Here is a 15,978-nt window from a genome sequence, read left to right on the forward strand (position 1 = left end):
AACAGTTGGAGCGCACCGGGGGCGGATCGTTTCATTTGCATACGTTAGGGGCAATTCGCCGCATATGCTACTGGGCTCAACGAAAATCCCGGCTGCGCACATCCATGCCATCGAGCAAGGTGGACAGATCGGTCAGCCGCCCGGCGATCAGGTGCCTCACCTCGCCTACCGCTTCCCAGCGGCCATCGACTTTAAGCAGGCGCGAGCCGACCAGAGCCAGGCGCTGACGTTCGGCAAGGTCGCGCCAGACCACCACGTTCAGGTTGCCGAACTCATCTTCCAGGGTCACGAAGGTCACCCCGCTCGCGGTGCCGGGCCGTTGTCGCCCGGTAACCAGCCCGGCAACGCTGACATTGCGCCCATGCTCCACCGCCATCAGCTCGCGGGAGCTGCGGCAGCGTCGTTGACGCAACTCGGCGCGCAGCAGCGCCAGTGGATGCGGGCCGAGGGTGGTGCCCAGGGTGGCATAGTCGGCGTGCAGGTCTTCGCTGACCGTGGGCGCCGGTAATACCACCGCGTCTTCGTCGGGGCTGGGCAGGCCGGCAAACAATCCCAGTTGCTTGTGCACGCCGGCCACCTCCCAGCGTGCGCGGTGGCGATTGCCGGCCAGGGCACGCAAGGCGCCGGCATCGGCGAGCAGGGCCTGGGCTCGTGAGTCCAGCGCGGCGCGACGGTCCAGGTCGGCGATGTCGCTGAATATTTGCTGCCGGCGCGCCGCTTCGATGCGCCGGGCATCCTCTTCACGAAACCCCGAGATCAGGCGCAAGCCCATGCGAATCGCCGGTTGCGCGCCGTCGATGGGCTCCAGGCTGCAATCCCAGTCGCTGGCCTGCACATCCACCGGGCGGATCTGCAAGCGATGGCGCCGCGCGTCCTGCAGGATCTGGTCCGGGCTGTAGAACCCCATGGGCCAACTGTTGATCAGCGCGCACGCGAACGCCGCCGGTTCATGGCACTTGAGCCAGCAACTGGCGTAGGTCAGCAAGGCAAAACTGGCCGCATGGGACTCGGGGAAACCGTAGCTGCCAAACCCCTTGATCTGCTCGAAGATCTGCGCGGCGAATGCCTCGGTGTAGCCGTTTTTCAGCATGCCATCGCGCAACCGCTCGCGATGGGGCTCAAGGCCGCCGTGGCGTTTCCAGGCGGCCATGGAACGGCGCAACTGGTCGGCCTCGCCGGGGCTGTAGTCGGCGGCCACCATAGCGATCTGCATCACCTGCTCCTGGAACAGCGGGATGCCCAGGGTGCGTTGCAACACGGTTTTCAGTTCGGGCGACGGGTAAGTCGTCGGTTCTTCATGGTTACGCCGCCGCAGGTACGGATGCACCATGCCGCCCTGGATCGGCCCGGGCCGCACAATGGCGACCTCGATTACCAGGTCATAAAAGACCTTGGGCCTGAGCCTTGGCAGCATGGCCATCTGCGCCCGCGACTCGATCTGGAACACGCCAATGGTGTCGGCCTTGCTGATCATGGCGTAGGTGGCCGGGTCGTCCTTGGGAATGCTGGCCAGCGACAGGTCGCGACCGCGATGCTGGCGCAGCAAATCGAAGCAACGGCGGATCGCACTGAGCATGCCCAGGGCAAGGATATCCACTTTGAGCAGGCCCACCGCGTCAAGGTCGTCCTTGTCCCACTGGATAATCGTACGCTCGGCCATGGCAGCGTTTTCCACCGGCACCAGGGTGTCCAGCGGGTACTCGGAAATCACGAACCCACCGGGGTGCTGGGACAGATGCCGAGGGAAGCCGATCAGTTGCTGGGTCAGGGTCAGCACCCGATGCAGGATCGGCGTATGCGGGTCGAAGCCTGCTTCGCGCAGGCGCTCCAGGGGCGGTGCGTCGTCACTCCAGCGCCCGCAGCAATCGGCCAGGGCGTTGATCTGATCCGGCGGCAACCCCAAGGCCTTGGCCACGTCACGCACCGCGCCGGCAGCGTGATAAGTGCTGACCACCGCGGTCAGCGCCGCGCGGTGGCGGCCGTAGCGCTGGAATACGTATTGCAGCACTTCTTCGCGGCGTTCGTGTTCGAAGTCCACATCGATATCCGGCGGCTCGTTGCGCTCCTTGGATAAAAACCGCTCGAACAACAGGTTGGTCAGGCTCGGGTCGATCTCGGTGATGCCCAGGGCAAAGCACACCGCCGAATTGGCCGCCGAGCCACGGCCCTGGCACAGGATCGAACGGCTGCGGGCGAAGCGCACAATGTCATGCACCGTGAGGAAATAGCTTTCGTAGCCCAGATCGCTGATCAGCCCCAATTCGTGGTCGATTTGCATTGACGTCTTGGCCTCAACGCCGTGGGGCCAGCGCCGCGCCATGCCTTCTTCGGTGACGGCGCGCAGCCAGGTTTTAGCGGTATGCCCCTCGGGCACCAATTCACGCGGGTAGTGATAGCGCAACTGGCCGAGGTCGAAGGTGCAACGGCGCGCGATGGCCAGGCTTTCGTCGAGCAGCGCTTGCGGGTACAGCGCGCCGAGGGCGTCAAGGCTGCGCAAGTGCCGCTCGCCGTTGGGGTGCAGGCGCGTGCCGGCCTCAGCCACGCTGACGTGATGGCGGATGGCAGTCATGGTGTCTTGCAAAGCGCGGCGCCCACGTACGTGCATATGCACATCGCCACAAGCCACCGCTGGTATTTGCAGGCTGGCGGCCAGGCTCAGGCGTTGCTGCAAGTGGCGCGCATCGTCCTGCCCGCAATGCAGATGCACCGCCAACCACAGGCGTTCGGCGAAGGTCTCGCGCAGCCATTGGATCGACGCCTGGGTGTCATCGTCAGCCGCCACCCACAACGCCAGCAGGCCGGGCATCGGTTGATCAAAATCGTCTTGCAGCAGGCGATAACGGCCCTTTTCGGCGCGGCGGCGGGCCACGGTGATCAGCCGGCACAGGTGCTGGTAGCCGCTGAGGTCTTGCACCAGCAGCACCAGTTTCGGGCCGTTTTCCAGGCGCACTTCGCTGCCGATGATCAGCGGCAGTTCCACCGCCTTGGCCGCCTGCCAGGCGCGCACGATGCCCGCCAGGCTGCACTCATCGGTGATTGCCAAGGCGCTGTAGCCTTGGGCCTTGGCCCGTTCGAACAACTCCAGGGCACTGGATGCACCGCGCTGAAAACTGAAGTTGGACAGGCAATGCAGCTCGGCGTAGCTCATGCAAACCAGCCTTGCAGCCACAAGCCATCGCTCTGCCCCACGTTGCGGAAAGCCCAGCCGCGTTGGCCGGTGCGGGTCTGCACCAAGTAATAATCGCGACGGATATCGGCGCCGTCCCACCAGCCGGATTCGATACGCTCCGGGCCCATCAGGATATGCACGCCCTGCTCGGCCAATGGGCTCGGTTGCGGCAGCAGCCAGCCGGGGCGCTGCACCTTGTTCAAGCCTTGGCAGGCACGCGGGTCCGCTGCCGCTTGCCAGGCACACTCCGGGCGATGATCGGCATGAAAGCGCAGGCCCTGCACAGCGTCATCCCCCAGGCGCGCGCGCAGGCGTTCGCGCAATTGCTCCCAGGGCAGGGTTTGTTGCGGGCGCTCGTCGAACAGGTCCTGACGCTGCGGCACAAACACCGGCAGGTCTTCGGCCAGCAGGCGAAGGCTGCGCACCGGGGCGCTGACTTGCACCTGCTCCAGGCGCCCGCGCGCCAGTTCGAACAGCATGCCCGGTTCGCGCTCGGCACTGAGCAGGCCGACTTTGATCACGCTGTCGGCAGCCTGGGCATGTTCCAGATGCAGATCGAAACGCTGCACGCCACTGTCGCGACCGCAGAGGAATGCGGACAGATCGGCGGTCAAACGGCGCAAAGGGAATAGCAGCGCCTGATGGGAATGCACGTCGAAGTTCAGTTCGATGCGCACGTCAAACCGGTCGGGTGGCTGGTAGAAGTCCAGAGCCAACGGGCGCTGGCCGCTCAAGGCATCCAGGTGCTGGAGCAGACCGGCGTCAAACCGCCGCGCCAGGGTGTGCCGAGGCAAGGCCTGCACGTGGGCCAGGGTACGCAGGCCCATGCGCGATAACGCGGTAGCCGCCTGCGGCTCCAGGCCGGCGCGGTCGATGGGCAACGGGGCCAGGGCCTGCTGTAAAGCGGAGTCATCGGCCACGGCCAGACCATCATAGAGATTGGCCAACACCCGCGCCGCCGCCGGGTTGGGTGCGGCGACAATGCGGTGGCGAAAGCCCAATTCAGTCAACTCCTTGCGCAGGCGCGCTTCGAACAGCGGCCAGGGCCCGAACAGCCCCAGGCTCGATTCGATTTCAAACAACAAGGCGCGGGGGTAATACACGCTGACCTGAGAACTGAAACGGTAGGCCCAGGCCGCCAGGAATTGCTGCCAACGCTCAATTTGCACGGGGTCGTATTCGGCGCTGGCAAAGGTCTTGACCAGCGCATGTGCCGCCGTCAGGGACTGGCCAGGCCGTAAGCCCAACGCACGCGCGGCGGCATTGACGGTTTGCAGGACGCGCCGCTGCGGCGTACCGGCGAGCAGCGCCAAGGGCGCATCCGGCTCGGGGTGCAGGCGCTGCACCCCGTCCAGCGCCAATTGCGGGAAGACAATACACACCCAGCGCATGGCAAGCTCAGTGCCCGGCCAACGCAATCGGCGCCGGATGGGCCAGCCCGCCGCGACACTTGAGCACGCGCACCTGGGCGGGCCTGGCCTCGACGGCCAGGCGCAACGCGGCAGGCGATGGGTTGATTGCTTCACTCAGGGCACGCCAGGCAAAAGCCAGGGTCTGGCCGGTTTCGGCCGCCACCTGCAAGCGGCGCAAGGCACGGTCATCGGCCTTGTGCGGCCAGCACAACACGGCGCCGCAACTGCCGGAACGCAGGCACTGTTCCACAGCCCACAGCACGTCGCGCTCCTCGGCCTGCACCACTGAGAGCTGACGCACGTCCACCCCGGCGTTCTGCCAGGCATGGGGGTACGGCGTGTAGGGCGGCGCCACCAGCACAATGCGCTCGCCCGCCGCCGATAAGCGCGCCAGGGTCGGCAGCACCAGTTGCAATTCGCCCACGCCGTCCTTGGCCATCAGGATTTCACTCAAGGCCGAAGCCGGCCAGCCGCCGCTGGGCAGCACCGCATCCAGCGCCGCCAGCCCGGTGGGATGCAGGCTGGCCGGTGGCGCGGCGGGCCGGCCCTTCCAGACGCGGCCACCATTGAACAGCGCGTCCAGGGCAACCACGGCGCCCATCAGCCTTGCCTCACCAGGCCGCAGAACACCCCTTCGATGGCCAGGTCCTGGTCGGGGCCCACCACAATAGGTTGGTATGCGGGGTTGCGGGGCAGCAGACGCACCGTGTCGGCGTTGCGTTCAAAACGTTTGATGGTGACTTCGCCGTCCAGGCGCGCCACCACGATTTGCCCATTCAAAGCCTCGGCACTGCGCCGCACGCCCACCAGGTCGCCGTCGAGGATGCCGTCTTCGATCATTGAGTCGCCCTGCACCCGTAGCAGGTAATCCGGAGTTTTCGCGAAGGTAGCCGGGTCCAGTTGCAGGCGGCTGTGCACCTCGGCATCGGCGCCAATCGGCAGACCGGCGGCCACACGGCCAAGCACAGGCACATCCAGCCATTCGGGTCGCGCCGGCTGATTGAGCAGGCGAATACCACGGGCCTGGTTGGGGTTGACCTCGATAAAACCGGCTTCGGTCAGCGCCAGCACATGCTTGCGCGCCACGCTGCGCGAGGCAAAACCGAACGCCTCGGCGATCTCGGCGAGGCTGGGGGGCTGGCCTTGCTGCGCGATGCGGTCGCGGATAAAGGTCAGGATGGCGGTACGGCGGGGGGTCAGGGTCGTCATGGAGTACATTTGTACTCCTGTGGGAAATTTCTGACAATAGCCGTCAGTCGGGGTTGTGTTGAACCAGCGATAAGTCGATCAAGCAGGTAAGGGAATAGTCCGCAGCGGTCGCACCGACTTGTAGGAGAAGCTCGAATAGATCTCTTTGACGCACGGCAACGTCTGTAGCACCTCGCGGGCAAATTCGCCGAACGACTCCAGATCCTTGGCCACCACCTCCAGCAAAAAGTCATAGCGCCCCGACACGTTATGGCAGGCCACGATTTCCGGAATATCCAGCAGCCGCTGTTCAAAAGCGCGGGCAATCTCCTGGGTGTGACTCTCCATCATGATGCTGACAAATGCCGTCACCCCATACCCCAGCGCCTTGGGCGACAGGATCGCCTGGTAACCGCTGATTACCCCGCTTTCCTCCAGGTTTCGTACCCGGCGCCAGCATGGCGAGGTGGTTAGCGACACACGCTCGGCCAGTTCGGCCACCGTGAGACGGGCATTGCTTTGCAGGGCGTTTAACAAGGCTTTATCGGTACGATCGAGGTGAGTGGGCATAGCGTGCCTCTAAACGTTATTTTTATTGGCTTTTCATCCCCTGATACGGGATTTGGCAGCAAACTTGGCAAAGTTCGGCCGCGATTTCGAGCATAGCATTGTAGGAAACAAGGAGCGCCCGACATGCACAATAAACACAAGACATTCGGCTTTTCCACACGCGCCATCCATCACGGCTATGACCCCAAAGACCATCACGGCGCCCTGGTGCCGCCGATCTATTTGTCCGCCACCTTTGCCTTTCCCACCGCCGAATACGGCGCTGCCTGTTTTGCCGGTGAGGCCAACGGGCATTTCTATACGCGCATTTCCAACCCCACCCTCGCGCTGCTGGAATCGCGCATGGCCAGCCTGGAGAACGGCGAGGCGGCGGTGGCGTTCAGTTCCGGCATGGGCGCAATCGCCGCGACGTTCTGGACGCTGTTGCGGCCCGGCGATGAGGTGATCGTCAGCCAGACACTTTACGGCTGCACCTTCGCCCTGCTGCACCACGGCATCGGTGAATTCGGCATCAAGGTGCGCCACGTCGACCTGACCGACCTGGCTGCGCTGCAGGCCGCGCTCAGCCCTGCCACGCGCATGATCTACTGCGAAACCCCGGCCAACCCCACCCTGCAACTGGTGGACATCGCCGCCGTGGCCGCCCTCGCCCACCAGCAGCCGAATGTGACCGTGGTGGTCGACAACACCTACTGCACTCCCTACCTGCAACGCCCCCTCGATCTCGGCGCCGACGTGGTGGTGCATTCGGCCACCAAGTACCTCAGCGGCCACGGCGATATCACCGCCGGCATTGCCGTGAGCAACCAGGCCCTGGCCCAGCGCATTCGCCTGCAAGGCCTCAAGGACTTGACCGGTGCGGTGATGTCGCCGCAGGACGCGGCCTTGCTGATGCGCGGCCTCAAAACGCTGGCCCTGCGCATGGACCGTCATTGCAGCAATGCCCAAGCCGTGGCCGAAGCCTTGCAGGCCCATCCCGCCGTCGAGCACGTTACCTACCCCGGCCTGCCGTCTTTCCCACAGTACGCGTTGGCAAAACGACAGATGGGTCAGGCCGGCGGCATGCTGGCCTTCGAGCTAAAAGGCGGCATCGACAGCGGCCGGCGCTTTATGAACGCCCTGCAATTGTTTACCCGCGCGGTCAGCCTGGGGGATGCCGAATCGCTGGCCCAACACCCGGCGAGCATGACCCATTCCACCTACACCCCGCAGGAACGCGCGCAGCACGGTATCAGCGAAGGTCTGGTGCGGTTGTCGGTCGGGTTGGAGGATGTGGCCGACCTGCTGGCGGATGTGCACCAGGCGTTGGCCAAGTGCATGCGCGTGGCGCCGCGTGCCAAGGCGATGGCGACCCACGCCGCGAGATAACGGCGCAGGCCTGACGCGGGGCGAGCCCGCCCATACAAGACATCACGTGGCCTTGAGCCGGACTCAGACCCTCGGTGCCATATGCTCGGCAATCCGCGCCCGTAACCAGCGCTCCGCCGGGTCATTGTCGTGCACCCCGCTCCAGACCATCGACAACTCTGCCGCATCAATCGCAAACGGCGGGTCCTCGGCGCGCAGGGTGGTGCCCTCGGTCAAGGCGCATGCCGCGTAGTCCGGCACAGTGGCGATGATCTGCGTGCCCGCCAGCAACGCCCGCAACCCGCTGAATTGCGGCACCGCCAGTACCACCCGCCGGGCGCGGCCGATGCGCGCCAGGTCCAGGTCGATATTGCCGCTCAAGTCCCCGGAGAACGACACCATTGCATGGGGGCGCTGGCAGTAATCATCTAGGCTCAGCGGCGCCACGCCGTCATCGCCGCGCAGCACTTTGCACGGAATATCCCGCAGCTTCTTGCGCTTGGCGTTCGCCGGCAATTCGGTGGTGTAGCTCACGCCTACGGAAATCTCGCCACTGGCCAGCAGCGACGACATCAACAGGTAATTGGCCCGGCGGACCACCACGATGATCCCCGGCGCTTCTTCGCGCAGTTGGCTAAGCAACGGCGGAAACAGGCCGAACTCGGCGTCATCGGACAAACCGATGCGGAACACCGCGCAGCTGGTGGATAGGTCGAAATCCTTGGCGCGGCTGACCGCGCCGGAAATGGTGTCCATGGCCGGTTGCAGCTCCTTGAGTATCGCCACTGCCCGTGGCGTGGGCTCCATGCCCCGTCCGTTGCGTAGCAGCAACGGGTCGTCGAACAGATCGCGCAAACGCCCCAGCGCTGCGCTTACCGCCGGTTGGCCCATAAACAGTTTTTCAGCGACCCGGGTCAGGTTCTTTTCGAACATCAAGGCTTCGAAAATCACCAGCAGGTTCATGTCGACGCGGCGCAGGTCGTTGCGGTTCATGGCGCTATCCAGACGGTTATCAGGCCGCCAGCTAAGCACGTAGGCGCGGCATCGGGATTGCACACCTGTGCTGTCTTTTTCGCCAGGAAAAACCGCCTCACCTGGCAAAATTAACAACGATTAACTCGTCAGGCACAGGCACCGGCGCCAAGAATGCAGCCGTCTACACTGCATCCATTCACCGGGAACGCTCCCATCGACTGCGGATACCTGTCATGGCCCGACTTGAGTACTGTGCGCCTCGCTTGCCCGCCACTGGCGGCCTGTGCCCTCGGCGCGAACGCATCGCCAAACAACTGATCCTGGCCAACCTCGGCGAAAGCCTGACCATCGCCGAGCTGGCCCAGGCCTGCGCCCTGTCGCGCAGCCATTTCTCTCGCGCTTTCAAGTGCAGCACCGGGCTGTCGCCCCAGGAATGGATCCGCCAACAGCGCATCCAGCGTGCCAAGGAGCTGATCACCACGTCCTCCCTGAGCCTCACGCAGATCAGCCTGGAGTGCGGGTTCTGCGACCAGGCGCACTTCTGCCACATGTTTACCCGCAGTGAAGGGGTCAACCCAATGACCTGGCGAAATCACCAACTGCGTCACAAGTCCCATGTGATCGCCGCCTAGTGATCCAGACACGCCTGGCCTATGCTGGCCGCCTACCGTTCCCAGAGCATGGCCACCCATGAACGACCTCCGCGATCAGGCCGTGCAGTTCGGCCCCTACCGTATCCACCCGCGCCAACGCCTGGTGCTGGAGGCCGGTCGGCCGCTACGCCTGGGGCGGCGCGCGGTGGATATCCTGCTGATCCTGCTGGAGCAGGCCGGCAACGTGGTGAGCAAGCAGGAGCTGATCGCGCGGGTGTGGCCGACAAGCGTGGTGGAGGACGGCAACCTGCGGGTGCATATGGCGGCCTTGCGTAAAGCGTTGGGCGATGGCCAGGCCGGGCAGCGCTATATCGTCACAGTGGCCCAGCGCGGCTACAGTTTTGTTGCGCCATTGAGCATCGAACCGATGAGCCTACCCAGCGACGGTGCGCCTCAACGCCCGTGCCACAACCTGCCCCTGCGCCGCACTCGTATGATCGGGCGCCAGGCCTTGATCGACCGCCTGGTGCAACAACTGCCCACGCAACGCTTTATCACCCTGACCGGCGCCGGCGGCATCGGCAAGACCACCGTCGCCCTGCGGGTGGCGGAATTGCTGATCGGCCACTACCGCGACGGCATTCACCTGCTGGACCTGGCGCCGCTGAGCACGCCATCGATGATCCTGCCCAACCTCGCCGCCCTGCTCGACCTGGCACCGGCCGAACAAGGGCCGCTGGTGGCTTTCGCGCGCAGCTTGCAGGAGCGCCAGTTGCTGCTGGTGATCGACAACTGCGAACACTTGCTGGACGACATCGCACTGATCAGCGAAACCTTGCTGCGCCACGCGCCCCACCTGCACATCCTGGCCACCAGTCGCGAAGCGTTGCGCGCCGAGGGCGAGTCGGTGCAACGCCTGGAGCCGCTGGCCTGCCCTCCCGCCTCCGGCAACCGTGCCCAGGCCCTGGGTTACCCGGCCTTGCAACTGTTGATCGAGCGGGCCATGGCCCATCAGGACAGCTTTGAACTGAGCGACACCGAGCTGCCCCTGGCCATCGATATCTGCCAGCGCCTCGATGGAATTCCCCTGGCCATTGAGCTGGCGGCGGCGCAGATCGAGCGTTTCGGCCTGTCGGGATTGCTGGCGCAAATCAACGATAACGTGCGCCTGCTCAACCGTGGCCAGCGCAGTGACCTGCCCCGTCATCAGACCCTGCGCGCAACCCTGGACTGGAGCTTCAACCTGCTCAGTGCCGGCGAGCAAATCTGCCTGCGCCGTCTAGCGGTGTTTCGCGACGGCTTCAGCCTGGCCAGCGCAACGGCGGTGATTGCCGGCGCAGCGCTCGCCCCGGCCGAAGTGCCCGGCTCGATCAGCCAACTGGTGGGCAAATCCCTGCTGAACGTAGAACCCAGCGATGACGATATGGTGTATCGCCTGCTGGACATCACCCGCACCTACGCCCTGGAAAAACTCAGCCTCGCCGGCGAGCTGGACGCCACCCGCGAACGTCACGCGGCGCGTTGCCTGGCGCTGATGGAACAGGCACAGGCCGATTGGTCGCTACTCGCGACCCAGCCGTGGATCGACCGCTACGCCCCGCTGCGCGAAGACATCCGCGCGGCGCTGGACTGGGGCCTTGGCACGGGCGGTGCGTCGGCGCTGGCGATCAAGTTGACGGTCAGCGCCATGCCGCTGTGGCAGGAACTGTCGCTGCTGCGCGAACACGCTTTGTACGTGGGCAAGGCCCTGGCCCTGATGGACAAGGCCCAAGCGCCCTGCCCGCGCCTGGCGATGCAGCTGCAACTGGCCTTGGGCAGCCTGGTTTATCACGCAGTCGGCGGCGCGACCCAGAGCGGCACGGCATTCGCCGAAGCCGCGCGCCTGGCCGAGCAGAGCCAGGACCTGGGCGGCCAGTTGCGCGCGATCTCTGGGCAAATGGCGGTCGACCTCTGTGGCGGGCGCTATGACCAGGCGCGGGCGCAGAGCGTGCAGTTCGATCGCCTCGATCCGCGCACCGATCCGCTGCTGGGCTTGAGCAATCAGCGCCTGCAGGTGCTGGCCCAGCATTTTACCGGCGACCAGGTCCTGGCCCGCCAGAATGCCGAACAGCTGATCCAGCGCATGGCCCACAGCGGCCACTTGAACCGATTCGCCCACGGCATCGGCATACAGTACGACCAGAATGTTGCTTCATTGACCGTCCTGGCGCGCATCCTATGGCTGCAGGGTTACCCCGAACGCGCCTGGCGCACCGCCAGCCAGGCATTGGAACTGGCCGTGCAGGTCAACCACGGCACCTCGATCTGCTACACCCTGGCCCTGGCCGGCGTGGTGATCGCACGCTACAACGGCGACCAGACGGCGGCGCAGCGCCTGCAAGCGCTATTGCTGGAACAGTCGCATAAACATGGGGTGCACTTGTTCCAGACCTGGGCCGGGCATTACGCCGGCATCATGGAACGCAGCGACCTGCAAGGTCTGGGGCTGATCGAAGACATTCTGGTCACGCTCGGCGCCTGCCCGGTCGATGCACAGAACGCCGCGCGTGCACGCACGGGGGCCGCCGGTTGGTGCGCGCCGGAATTATTGCGGGTAACCGCCGAGCAGATGTTGGGCCAGGGCGATACGTTGGCTGCCGAACCCCTGCTGCGCGAAGCCCTCGACCTGGCCAAAACCCAAGGCGCCCTGGCCTGGGAACTGCGCAGCGCCGCATCGATGGCACGGTTATGGCAAAGCCTGGGCCGCGCGGATGCCGCCCGCGACCTGCTCAAAGGCGTGTACGAACGGTTTAGCGAAGGGTTCGCGACGCCGGATCTAGTCGACGCTCGCCGCCTGCTCGACCAGTTGCAGGACAAACGGCCGGCCTGAACCCAGCCCCAGGTAATGCCCATAGCCCTGCTGCAAACGTTGCACTTGCCGTGGGTCGCGCAACTGCATCAGGGCATAGCCGCGCAGGCAATTGAGCAGGCGGTAACGCGGCAATCCGGGGCCAGGCTCCACGCTGAGCAGCGAGACATTCACCAAGCGTGTCAGCAGGTACGCCAGGTCGGCATGCTCCAGTTCGGTGCCGGCCACCAACGCGCTCAACGTCGGCACGTTCACCGCGTGCTTGAACAGCCCCAATTGCAGGAACAACCAACGCTCCGGCAGGCTCAGGCGCTGGTAGGTCCAATCCAGGGCTGCCGCGAGGGACTGATGCCGCTCAACCGCCGTGCGGCGTCCCCGAGTCAAGACCTGTAAGCCCTTGCACAGCTGCGCCTGCACACCACGCATGCCCAGCGCGTCGACCTGCGCCGCCGCCAGCTCCAGTGCCAGGGGAATGCCGTCGAGGCGCCGCACGATATCGCGCAGCGGCGCCAGATCCTGAAGGCGCAACGCAAAGCCTTGCTGACCGGCCCGCGCACGCGCCACGAACAGCTGCACCGCCGGGCAGGCCAACGCCTGTTCGACACTGGCCAGTGCCGCCGGTGCGGGCACCGCCAGGCGCGGTACGCGCAGCACCCATTCGCCGGGAAGGTGCAGCGGTTCACGGCTGCTGATCAGCACGCTGACCCGGGGCGCCAGTTCACGCAATACCCGCAGCCACTGCCGGCACGCGACCAATAGCAGGTCAACGCCGTCGAGCACCAACAGCAACTGGCGCGAAGCCAAGTGCCGTCCCAGCTCATGGGCGCTGCTCCCGGCTTGCAGCTGCAGCACCGCGGCCACCTGCTCCAGCATCGCCTTCGGCGTCTGCACCGTGGCCAGGTCGACCCACCATACGCCGTCGCAATAGCGCGGCAAGACACGCTCGGCCAGGGCCAATGCCAGGGTGCTCTTACCCACCCCGGCGCAACCCGTGAGGGTCATCAGGCGTTGGCCGGACAGACGCCGCACCAGCACGCCTAATACTTCGTCACGGCCTATCACCGGCGTCAGCCGAGCGACCAGGTTATGGCACGGCGTCGCCACCGAAGGCAGTGCGCCGTGCACCGGTGCCGCGAAGCAATAGCCGCGATGAGGATCATTGAGGATGTAGCGTTGCCCATCGAACGCCCGGCGCAACGCGGCGATGTGCACACGCAGGTTGTTCTCTTCCACCACGCTGCACGGCCAGACGCGCTCGATCAAGGTCGCCTTGTCGATGAATTGTCCCGGCGCTTCGAGCAGCACCGCGAGGATGTCCAGCGCGCGCCCGCCAAGCGGCACCGGCCAACCCGCCTTGCTGACCAGGCGTTGCTGGCGGTGAAAGACATAAGCACCGAAGCGCAGTGTGCCATCAGCGTCCATCGACTGAAGGTTATTCATGTCTCGTCATCGCGCTGAAACACCCGTTCTTGGGCGTTCGCGCATCCTTTTCCATGGGCTTGGCGTTATCTTGCCAGTTGGCAATGACAGGACAATGCTGGCACAGGGAGCGATACGGACAATCCGGTGCGCTAGACGGACATGGTGTCGCTAACTGAACTGTTGTCGGTATTGGGTCGGGGTCAGGCCGAGTTTTTCACTGAAGAGAAAGCGCATATGCCGCACGCTGCCGAAACCGGCGTGGAACGCCACGGTCTTGAGCGGCAGCTCGGTGGTTTCCAACAAGTGCCGCGCGCGGTCGATGCGCGCACCTTGCAGAAAGGCCATGGGCGTCATCTGCACATCCTTGGCGAACAACCGCGCAAAGTGGCGCGCGCTCATATCAACCAGAGCGGCCATGGATTCGACGGTGAAGGACTGTTCAAGATTGGCCAGAACATGGTTCTGCACTCGGGTGATCGGGGTTTCCTGGGGCGCCACGGCCGAGGTCATCGGGCTGAACTGAGCCTGGCCGCCCTGACGCTTCATCACCACCAGCAGCACCTTGGCCACTTCCACCGCCACCTGTTTGCCGTGGTCCTGAGCCACCACCGACAACGCCAGGTCGATGCCCGCGGTGACCCCGCCGGAAGTGATCAGGCGCCCGTCCTGCAAGTAGATGCGATCGGTCTCCACGATAGCCTTGGGGAACGCCTTGATCAGTCGCTCGGTGTAGTGCCAGTGAGTGGTGACGCGATGACCGTCCAGCAGCCCGGCGTACCCCAGCACAAAGGCGCCGGTGCAGATCGAACCGAAGCGCCGCGCCCGTGGCACCGCCGCCCTGAGCCACGGCAGCAACGCCGGGTGGCACTCGTTGTAGGCGCCAGGGCCGCCGGGCACCAGCAACAGGTCATAAGCGTCCAGGGCCTGCTCCAGCAACAGGTCGGCCTGCACCATCACCCCATTGGAGGCGCGCAACGGGCCAGGCTCGGTGCCCAGGGTGAGGATTCGATAATGCTGCGCAGGGGGCAGGTAGCGATTGGCAATGGAGAACACTTCGAGCGGCCCGGCCATGTCGAGCAGGAGGAAGTCCGGGAACAGCGCCATGGCCACGGTTTTCATTGTGCGGAGGATCCATAGAGAAGAAGGCGGCGCTCATTATTGCACGCTCGAAACTGTCAACCGCAAGTGGACAGTTATTCAGTTTTCATCTTCTTAATGAATTAAAAGACAACCAGTAACCTTCTTCTCAACGCCAGCGCACTGCATGTCGCAGACCGCGCTCACTTGAGGACAAAGACCATGCTGACCCTACGCAAAGCTTCCGAACGCGGCGCCGCCAATCATGGTTGGTTGAAGTCGTTCCACACCTTCTCGTTCGCCAACTACTGGAACCCCGCCGAGCAGGGTTTTTCCGACCTGCTGGTGATCAACGATGACCGCGTCGCCGCCGGCAAAGGCTTCGGCCAGCACCCGCACCGCGATATGGAGATTTTCTCCTATGTGCTCGAAGGCGCCCTGGAGCACAAGGACACCTTGGGCACCGGCTCGGTGATCCGCCCCGGCGATGTGCAACTGATGAGCGCCGGCAGCGGCGTGGCCCACAGCGAGTTCAACCACAGCCAGACCCGAGGCGTGCACTTCCTGCAGATCTGGATCGTGCCCTCGGTGGCCGGCGCAGAGCCGCGCTATCAGCAAGAGCACTTCAGCGAAGCGCAGAAACGCGGACGCTTGCAGTTGATCATCTCGCCGGACGGCGCCGACGGTTCCCTCAGCGTGCGCCAGGACGCACGGGTCTACGCCGGGCTATTCAACGCCGAAGAAACCGCGACGCTGGAGCTGCCACCGGCGCGGCATGTGTACATCCATGTGGCTCGCGGCAGCGTTGAGGTCAACGGCCAGCGCCTGGAAGAAGGCGACGGCGCCCGCGTGCGGGATGAGCGCCAGATTCGCCTGAGCCACGGCGAGGACGCCGAGGTGTTGGTGTTCGACCTGCGCCCTCAGGAACTGCCACAGATGCCATGACCGACCGCGCGGTGGCCCGGGAAACCGGGCCATCGCTGGCGTCGATAGTCACCATCAGCCCAATGAAGTTCTCTTAAAAAAAGCAACGCGTAACATCCAACCCATACACAGCAACACCCCAACTTAATGACTCGGAGCACACTCTCATGAAACGCCAACTCTTGCTTAGCCTTGCTTTCTCGGTACTCGCTGCCAATGCATTCGCTCACCCCGTAGTCGCCGAAGGCGGCGCGGATCGCCTGATGGAAAACCGTGTCGCCGAAGGTGGCGCCGACCGTTTACAGGATCGTGGCCTGGCTGAAGGCGGCGCGGATCGCTTGCAGGAACGAGCTCTGGCCGAAGGCGGTGCGGATCGTTTGCAGGAACGCGCTCTGGCTGAAGGCGGTGCGGATCGTTTGCAGGAACGCGCTCTGGCTGAAGGCGGTGCGGATC

The 15,978-nt window shown here is 64.7% G+C and carries 13 protein-coding genes; 5 read left to right on the forward strand and 8 right to left on the reverse strand.

Features of this window, described 5'->3' with window-relative positions; genetic code table 11:
• Positions 1-76: 76 nt before the first annotated feature.
• The 5 genes from QRN41_RS06525 to QRN41_RS06545 form a co-directional block, all read right to left on the reverse strand.
• Positions 77-3,148: an error-prone DNA polymerase gene (locus tag QRN41_RS06525; RefSeq protein ID WP_285421353.1), complete on the reverse strand. Its 3,072-nt coding sequence runs from the start codon at positions 3,146-3,148 to the stop codon at positions 77-79.
• Positions 3,145-4,560: a Y-family DNA polymerase gene (locus QRN41_RS06530; RefSeq protein WP_034098355.1), complete on the reverse strand. Its 1,416-nt coding sequence runs from the start codon at positions 4,558-4,560 to the stop codon at positions 3,145-3,147. Before QRN41_RS06530 ends, QRN41_RS06525 begins: the two co-directional genes overlap by 4 nt.
• Before the next feature lie 7 nt (positions 4,561-4,567).
• Positions 4,568-5,182 carry a translesion DNA synthesis-associated protein ImuA gene (gene imuA / locus QRN41_RS06535; protein ID WP_034098357.1) on the reverse strand — a complete coding sequence of 205 codons (615 nt, stop codon included), beginning with the start codon at positions 5,180-5,182 and terminating at the stop codon, positions 4,568-4,570.
• Positions 5,182-5,799 carry a transcriptional repressor LexA gene (gene lexA, locus QRN41_RS06540; protein ID WP_034098359.1) on the reverse strand — a complete coding sequence of 206 codons (618 nt, stop codon included), beginning with the start codon at positions 5,797-5,799 and terminating at the stop codon, positions 5,182-5,184. Before lexA ends, imuA begins: the two co-directional genes overlap by 1 nt.
• 69 nt (positions 5,800-5,868) lie before the next feature.
• Positions 5,869-6,339, reverse strand: a complete 471-nt coding sequence (locus QRN41_RS06545; protein WP_034098361.1) for an Lrp/AsnC family transcriptional regulator — start codon at positions 6,337-6,339, stop codon at positions 5,869-5,871.
• 123 nt (positions 6,340-6,462) lie between these two features.
• Between QRN41_RS06545 and QRN41_RS06550 the strand changes: the two genes are divergently transcribed.
• A complete protein-coding gene (locus tag QRN41_RS06550) occupies positions 6,463-7,707 on the forward strand; it encodes a methionine gamma-lyase (RefSeq protein WP_123479981.1) in 1,245 nt (414 codons plus the stop codon).
• A 63-nt stretch (positions 7,708-7,770) separates the two neighbouring features.
• Here the strand turns inward: QRN41_RS06550 and QRN41_RS06555 are convergent, their stop codons facing one another.
• Positions 7,771-8,679 (reverse strand): LysR family transcriptional regulator, encoded by a 909-nt coding sequence (locus QRN41_RS06555; RefSeq protein WP_285421354.1) that lies wholly within the window; start codon positions 8,677-8,679, stop codon positions 7,771-7,773.
• Between the two features lie 215 nt (positions 8,680-8,894).
• Between QRN41_RS06555 and QRN41_RS06560 the strand changes: the two genes are divergently transcribed.
• Entirely contained in the window at positions 8,895-9,293 is a 399-nt protein-coding gene (locus tag QRN41_RS06560) for a helix-turn-helix domain-containing protein (protein WP_034138421.1), read from the forward strand.
• Between the two features lie 58 nt (positions 9,294-9,351).
• A complete protein-coding gene (locus QRN41_RS06565; RefSeq protein WP_285421355.1) occupies positions 9,352-12,123 on the forward strand; it encodes an ATP-binding protein in 2,772 nt (923 codons plus the stop codon).
• Here the strand turns inward: QRN41_RS06565 and QRN41_RS06570 are convergent.
• Positions 12,070-13,542, reverse strand: a complete 1,473-nt coding sequence (locus QRN41_RS06570) for an ATP-binding protein (protein ID WP_285421356.1) — start codon at positions 13,540-13,542, stop codon at positions 12,070-12,072. The genes QRN41_RS06565 and QRN41_RS06570 overlap by 54 nt on opposite strands.
• Positions 13,543-13,692: 150 nt before the next feature.
• Complete coding sequence (locus QRN41_RS06575; RefSeq protein WP_034098372.1) at positions 13,693-14,643, reverse strand: GlxA family transcriptional regulator; 951 nt, start codon at positions 14,641-14,643, stop codon at positions 13,693-13,695.
• A gap of 180 nt (positions 14,644-14,823) precedes the next feature.
• Here QRN41_RS06575 and QRN41_RS06580 point away from each other — a divergent pair, with 180 nt between their 5' ends.
• Both QRN41_RS06580 and QRN41_RS06585 read left to right on the forward strand, forming a co-directional pair.
• Positions 14,824-15,546, forward strand: coding sequence for a pirin family protein (locus tag QRN41_RS06580; RefSeq protein ID WP_123479986.1), 723 nt, complete (start codon positions 14,824-14,826; stop codon positions 15,544-15,546).
• Positions 15,547-15,692: 146 nt separating this feature from the next.
• Positions 15,693-15,978: hypothetical protein (locus tag QRN41_RS06585; protein WP_285421357.1), on the forward strand; the 286-nt coding region annotated here is incomplete at its 3' end.

Origin of the sequence: Pseudomonas sp. efr-133-TYG-23 (assembly GCF_030209215.1) — a bacterium.
In the GTDB taxonomy this organism is placed as follows: domain Bacteria; phylum Pseudomonadota; class Gammaproteobacteria; order Pseudomonadales; family Pseudomonadaceae; genus Aquipseudomonas; species Aquipseudomonas rhodesiae.

Bases quoted from the DNA above. Each gene is read 5' to 3' on its own strand.
- QRN41_RS06525 (WP_285421353.1), bottom strand. From the start codon at position 3,148: ATGAGCTACGCCGAGCTGCATTGCCTGTCCAACTTCAGTTTTCAGCGC.
- QRN41_RS06530 (WP_034098355.1), bottom strand. From the start codon at position 4,560: ATGCGCTGGGTGTGTATTGTCTTCCCGCAATTGGCGCTGGACGGGGTG.
- imuA (WP_034098357.1), bottom strand. From the start codon at position 5,182: ATGGGCGCCGTGGTTGCCCTGGACGCGCTGTTCAATGGTGGCCGCGTC.
- lexA (WP_034098359.1), bottom strand. From the start codon at position 5,799: ATGTACTCCATGACGACCCTGACCCCCCGCCGTACCGCCATCCTGACC.
- QRN41_RS06545 (WP_034098361.1), bottom strand. From the start codon at position 6,339: ATGCCCACTCACCTCGATCGTACCGATAAAGCCTTGTTAAACGCCCTG.
- QRN41_RS06550 (WP_123479981.1), top strand. From the start codon at position 6,463: ATGCACAATAAACACAAGACATTCGGCTTTTCCACACGCGCCATCCAT.
- QRN41_RS06555 (WP_285421354.1), bottom strand. From the start codon at position 8,679: ATGAACCGCAACGACCTGCGCCGCGTCGACATGAACCTGCTGGTGATT.
- QRN41_RS06560 (WP_034138421.1), top strand. From the start codon at position 8,895: ATGGCCCGACTTGAGTACTGTGCGCCTCGCTTGCCCGCCACTGGCGGC.
- QRN41_RS06565 (WP_285421355.1), top strand. From the start codon at position 9,352: ATGAACGACCTCCGCGATCAGGCCGTGCAGTTCGGCCCCTACCGTATC.
- QRN41_RS06570 (WP_285421356.1), bottom strand. From the start codon at position 13,542: ATGAATAACCTTCAGTCGATGGACGCTGATGGCACACTGCGCTTCGGT.
- QRN41_RS06575 (WP_034098372.1), bottom strand. From the start codon at position 14,643: ATGAAAACCGTGGCCATGGCGCTGTTCCCGGACTTCCTCCTGCTCGAC.
- QRN41_RS06580 (WP_123479986.1), top strand. From the start codon at position 14,824: ATGCTGACCCTACGCAAAGCTTCCGAACGCGGCGCCGCCAATCATGGT.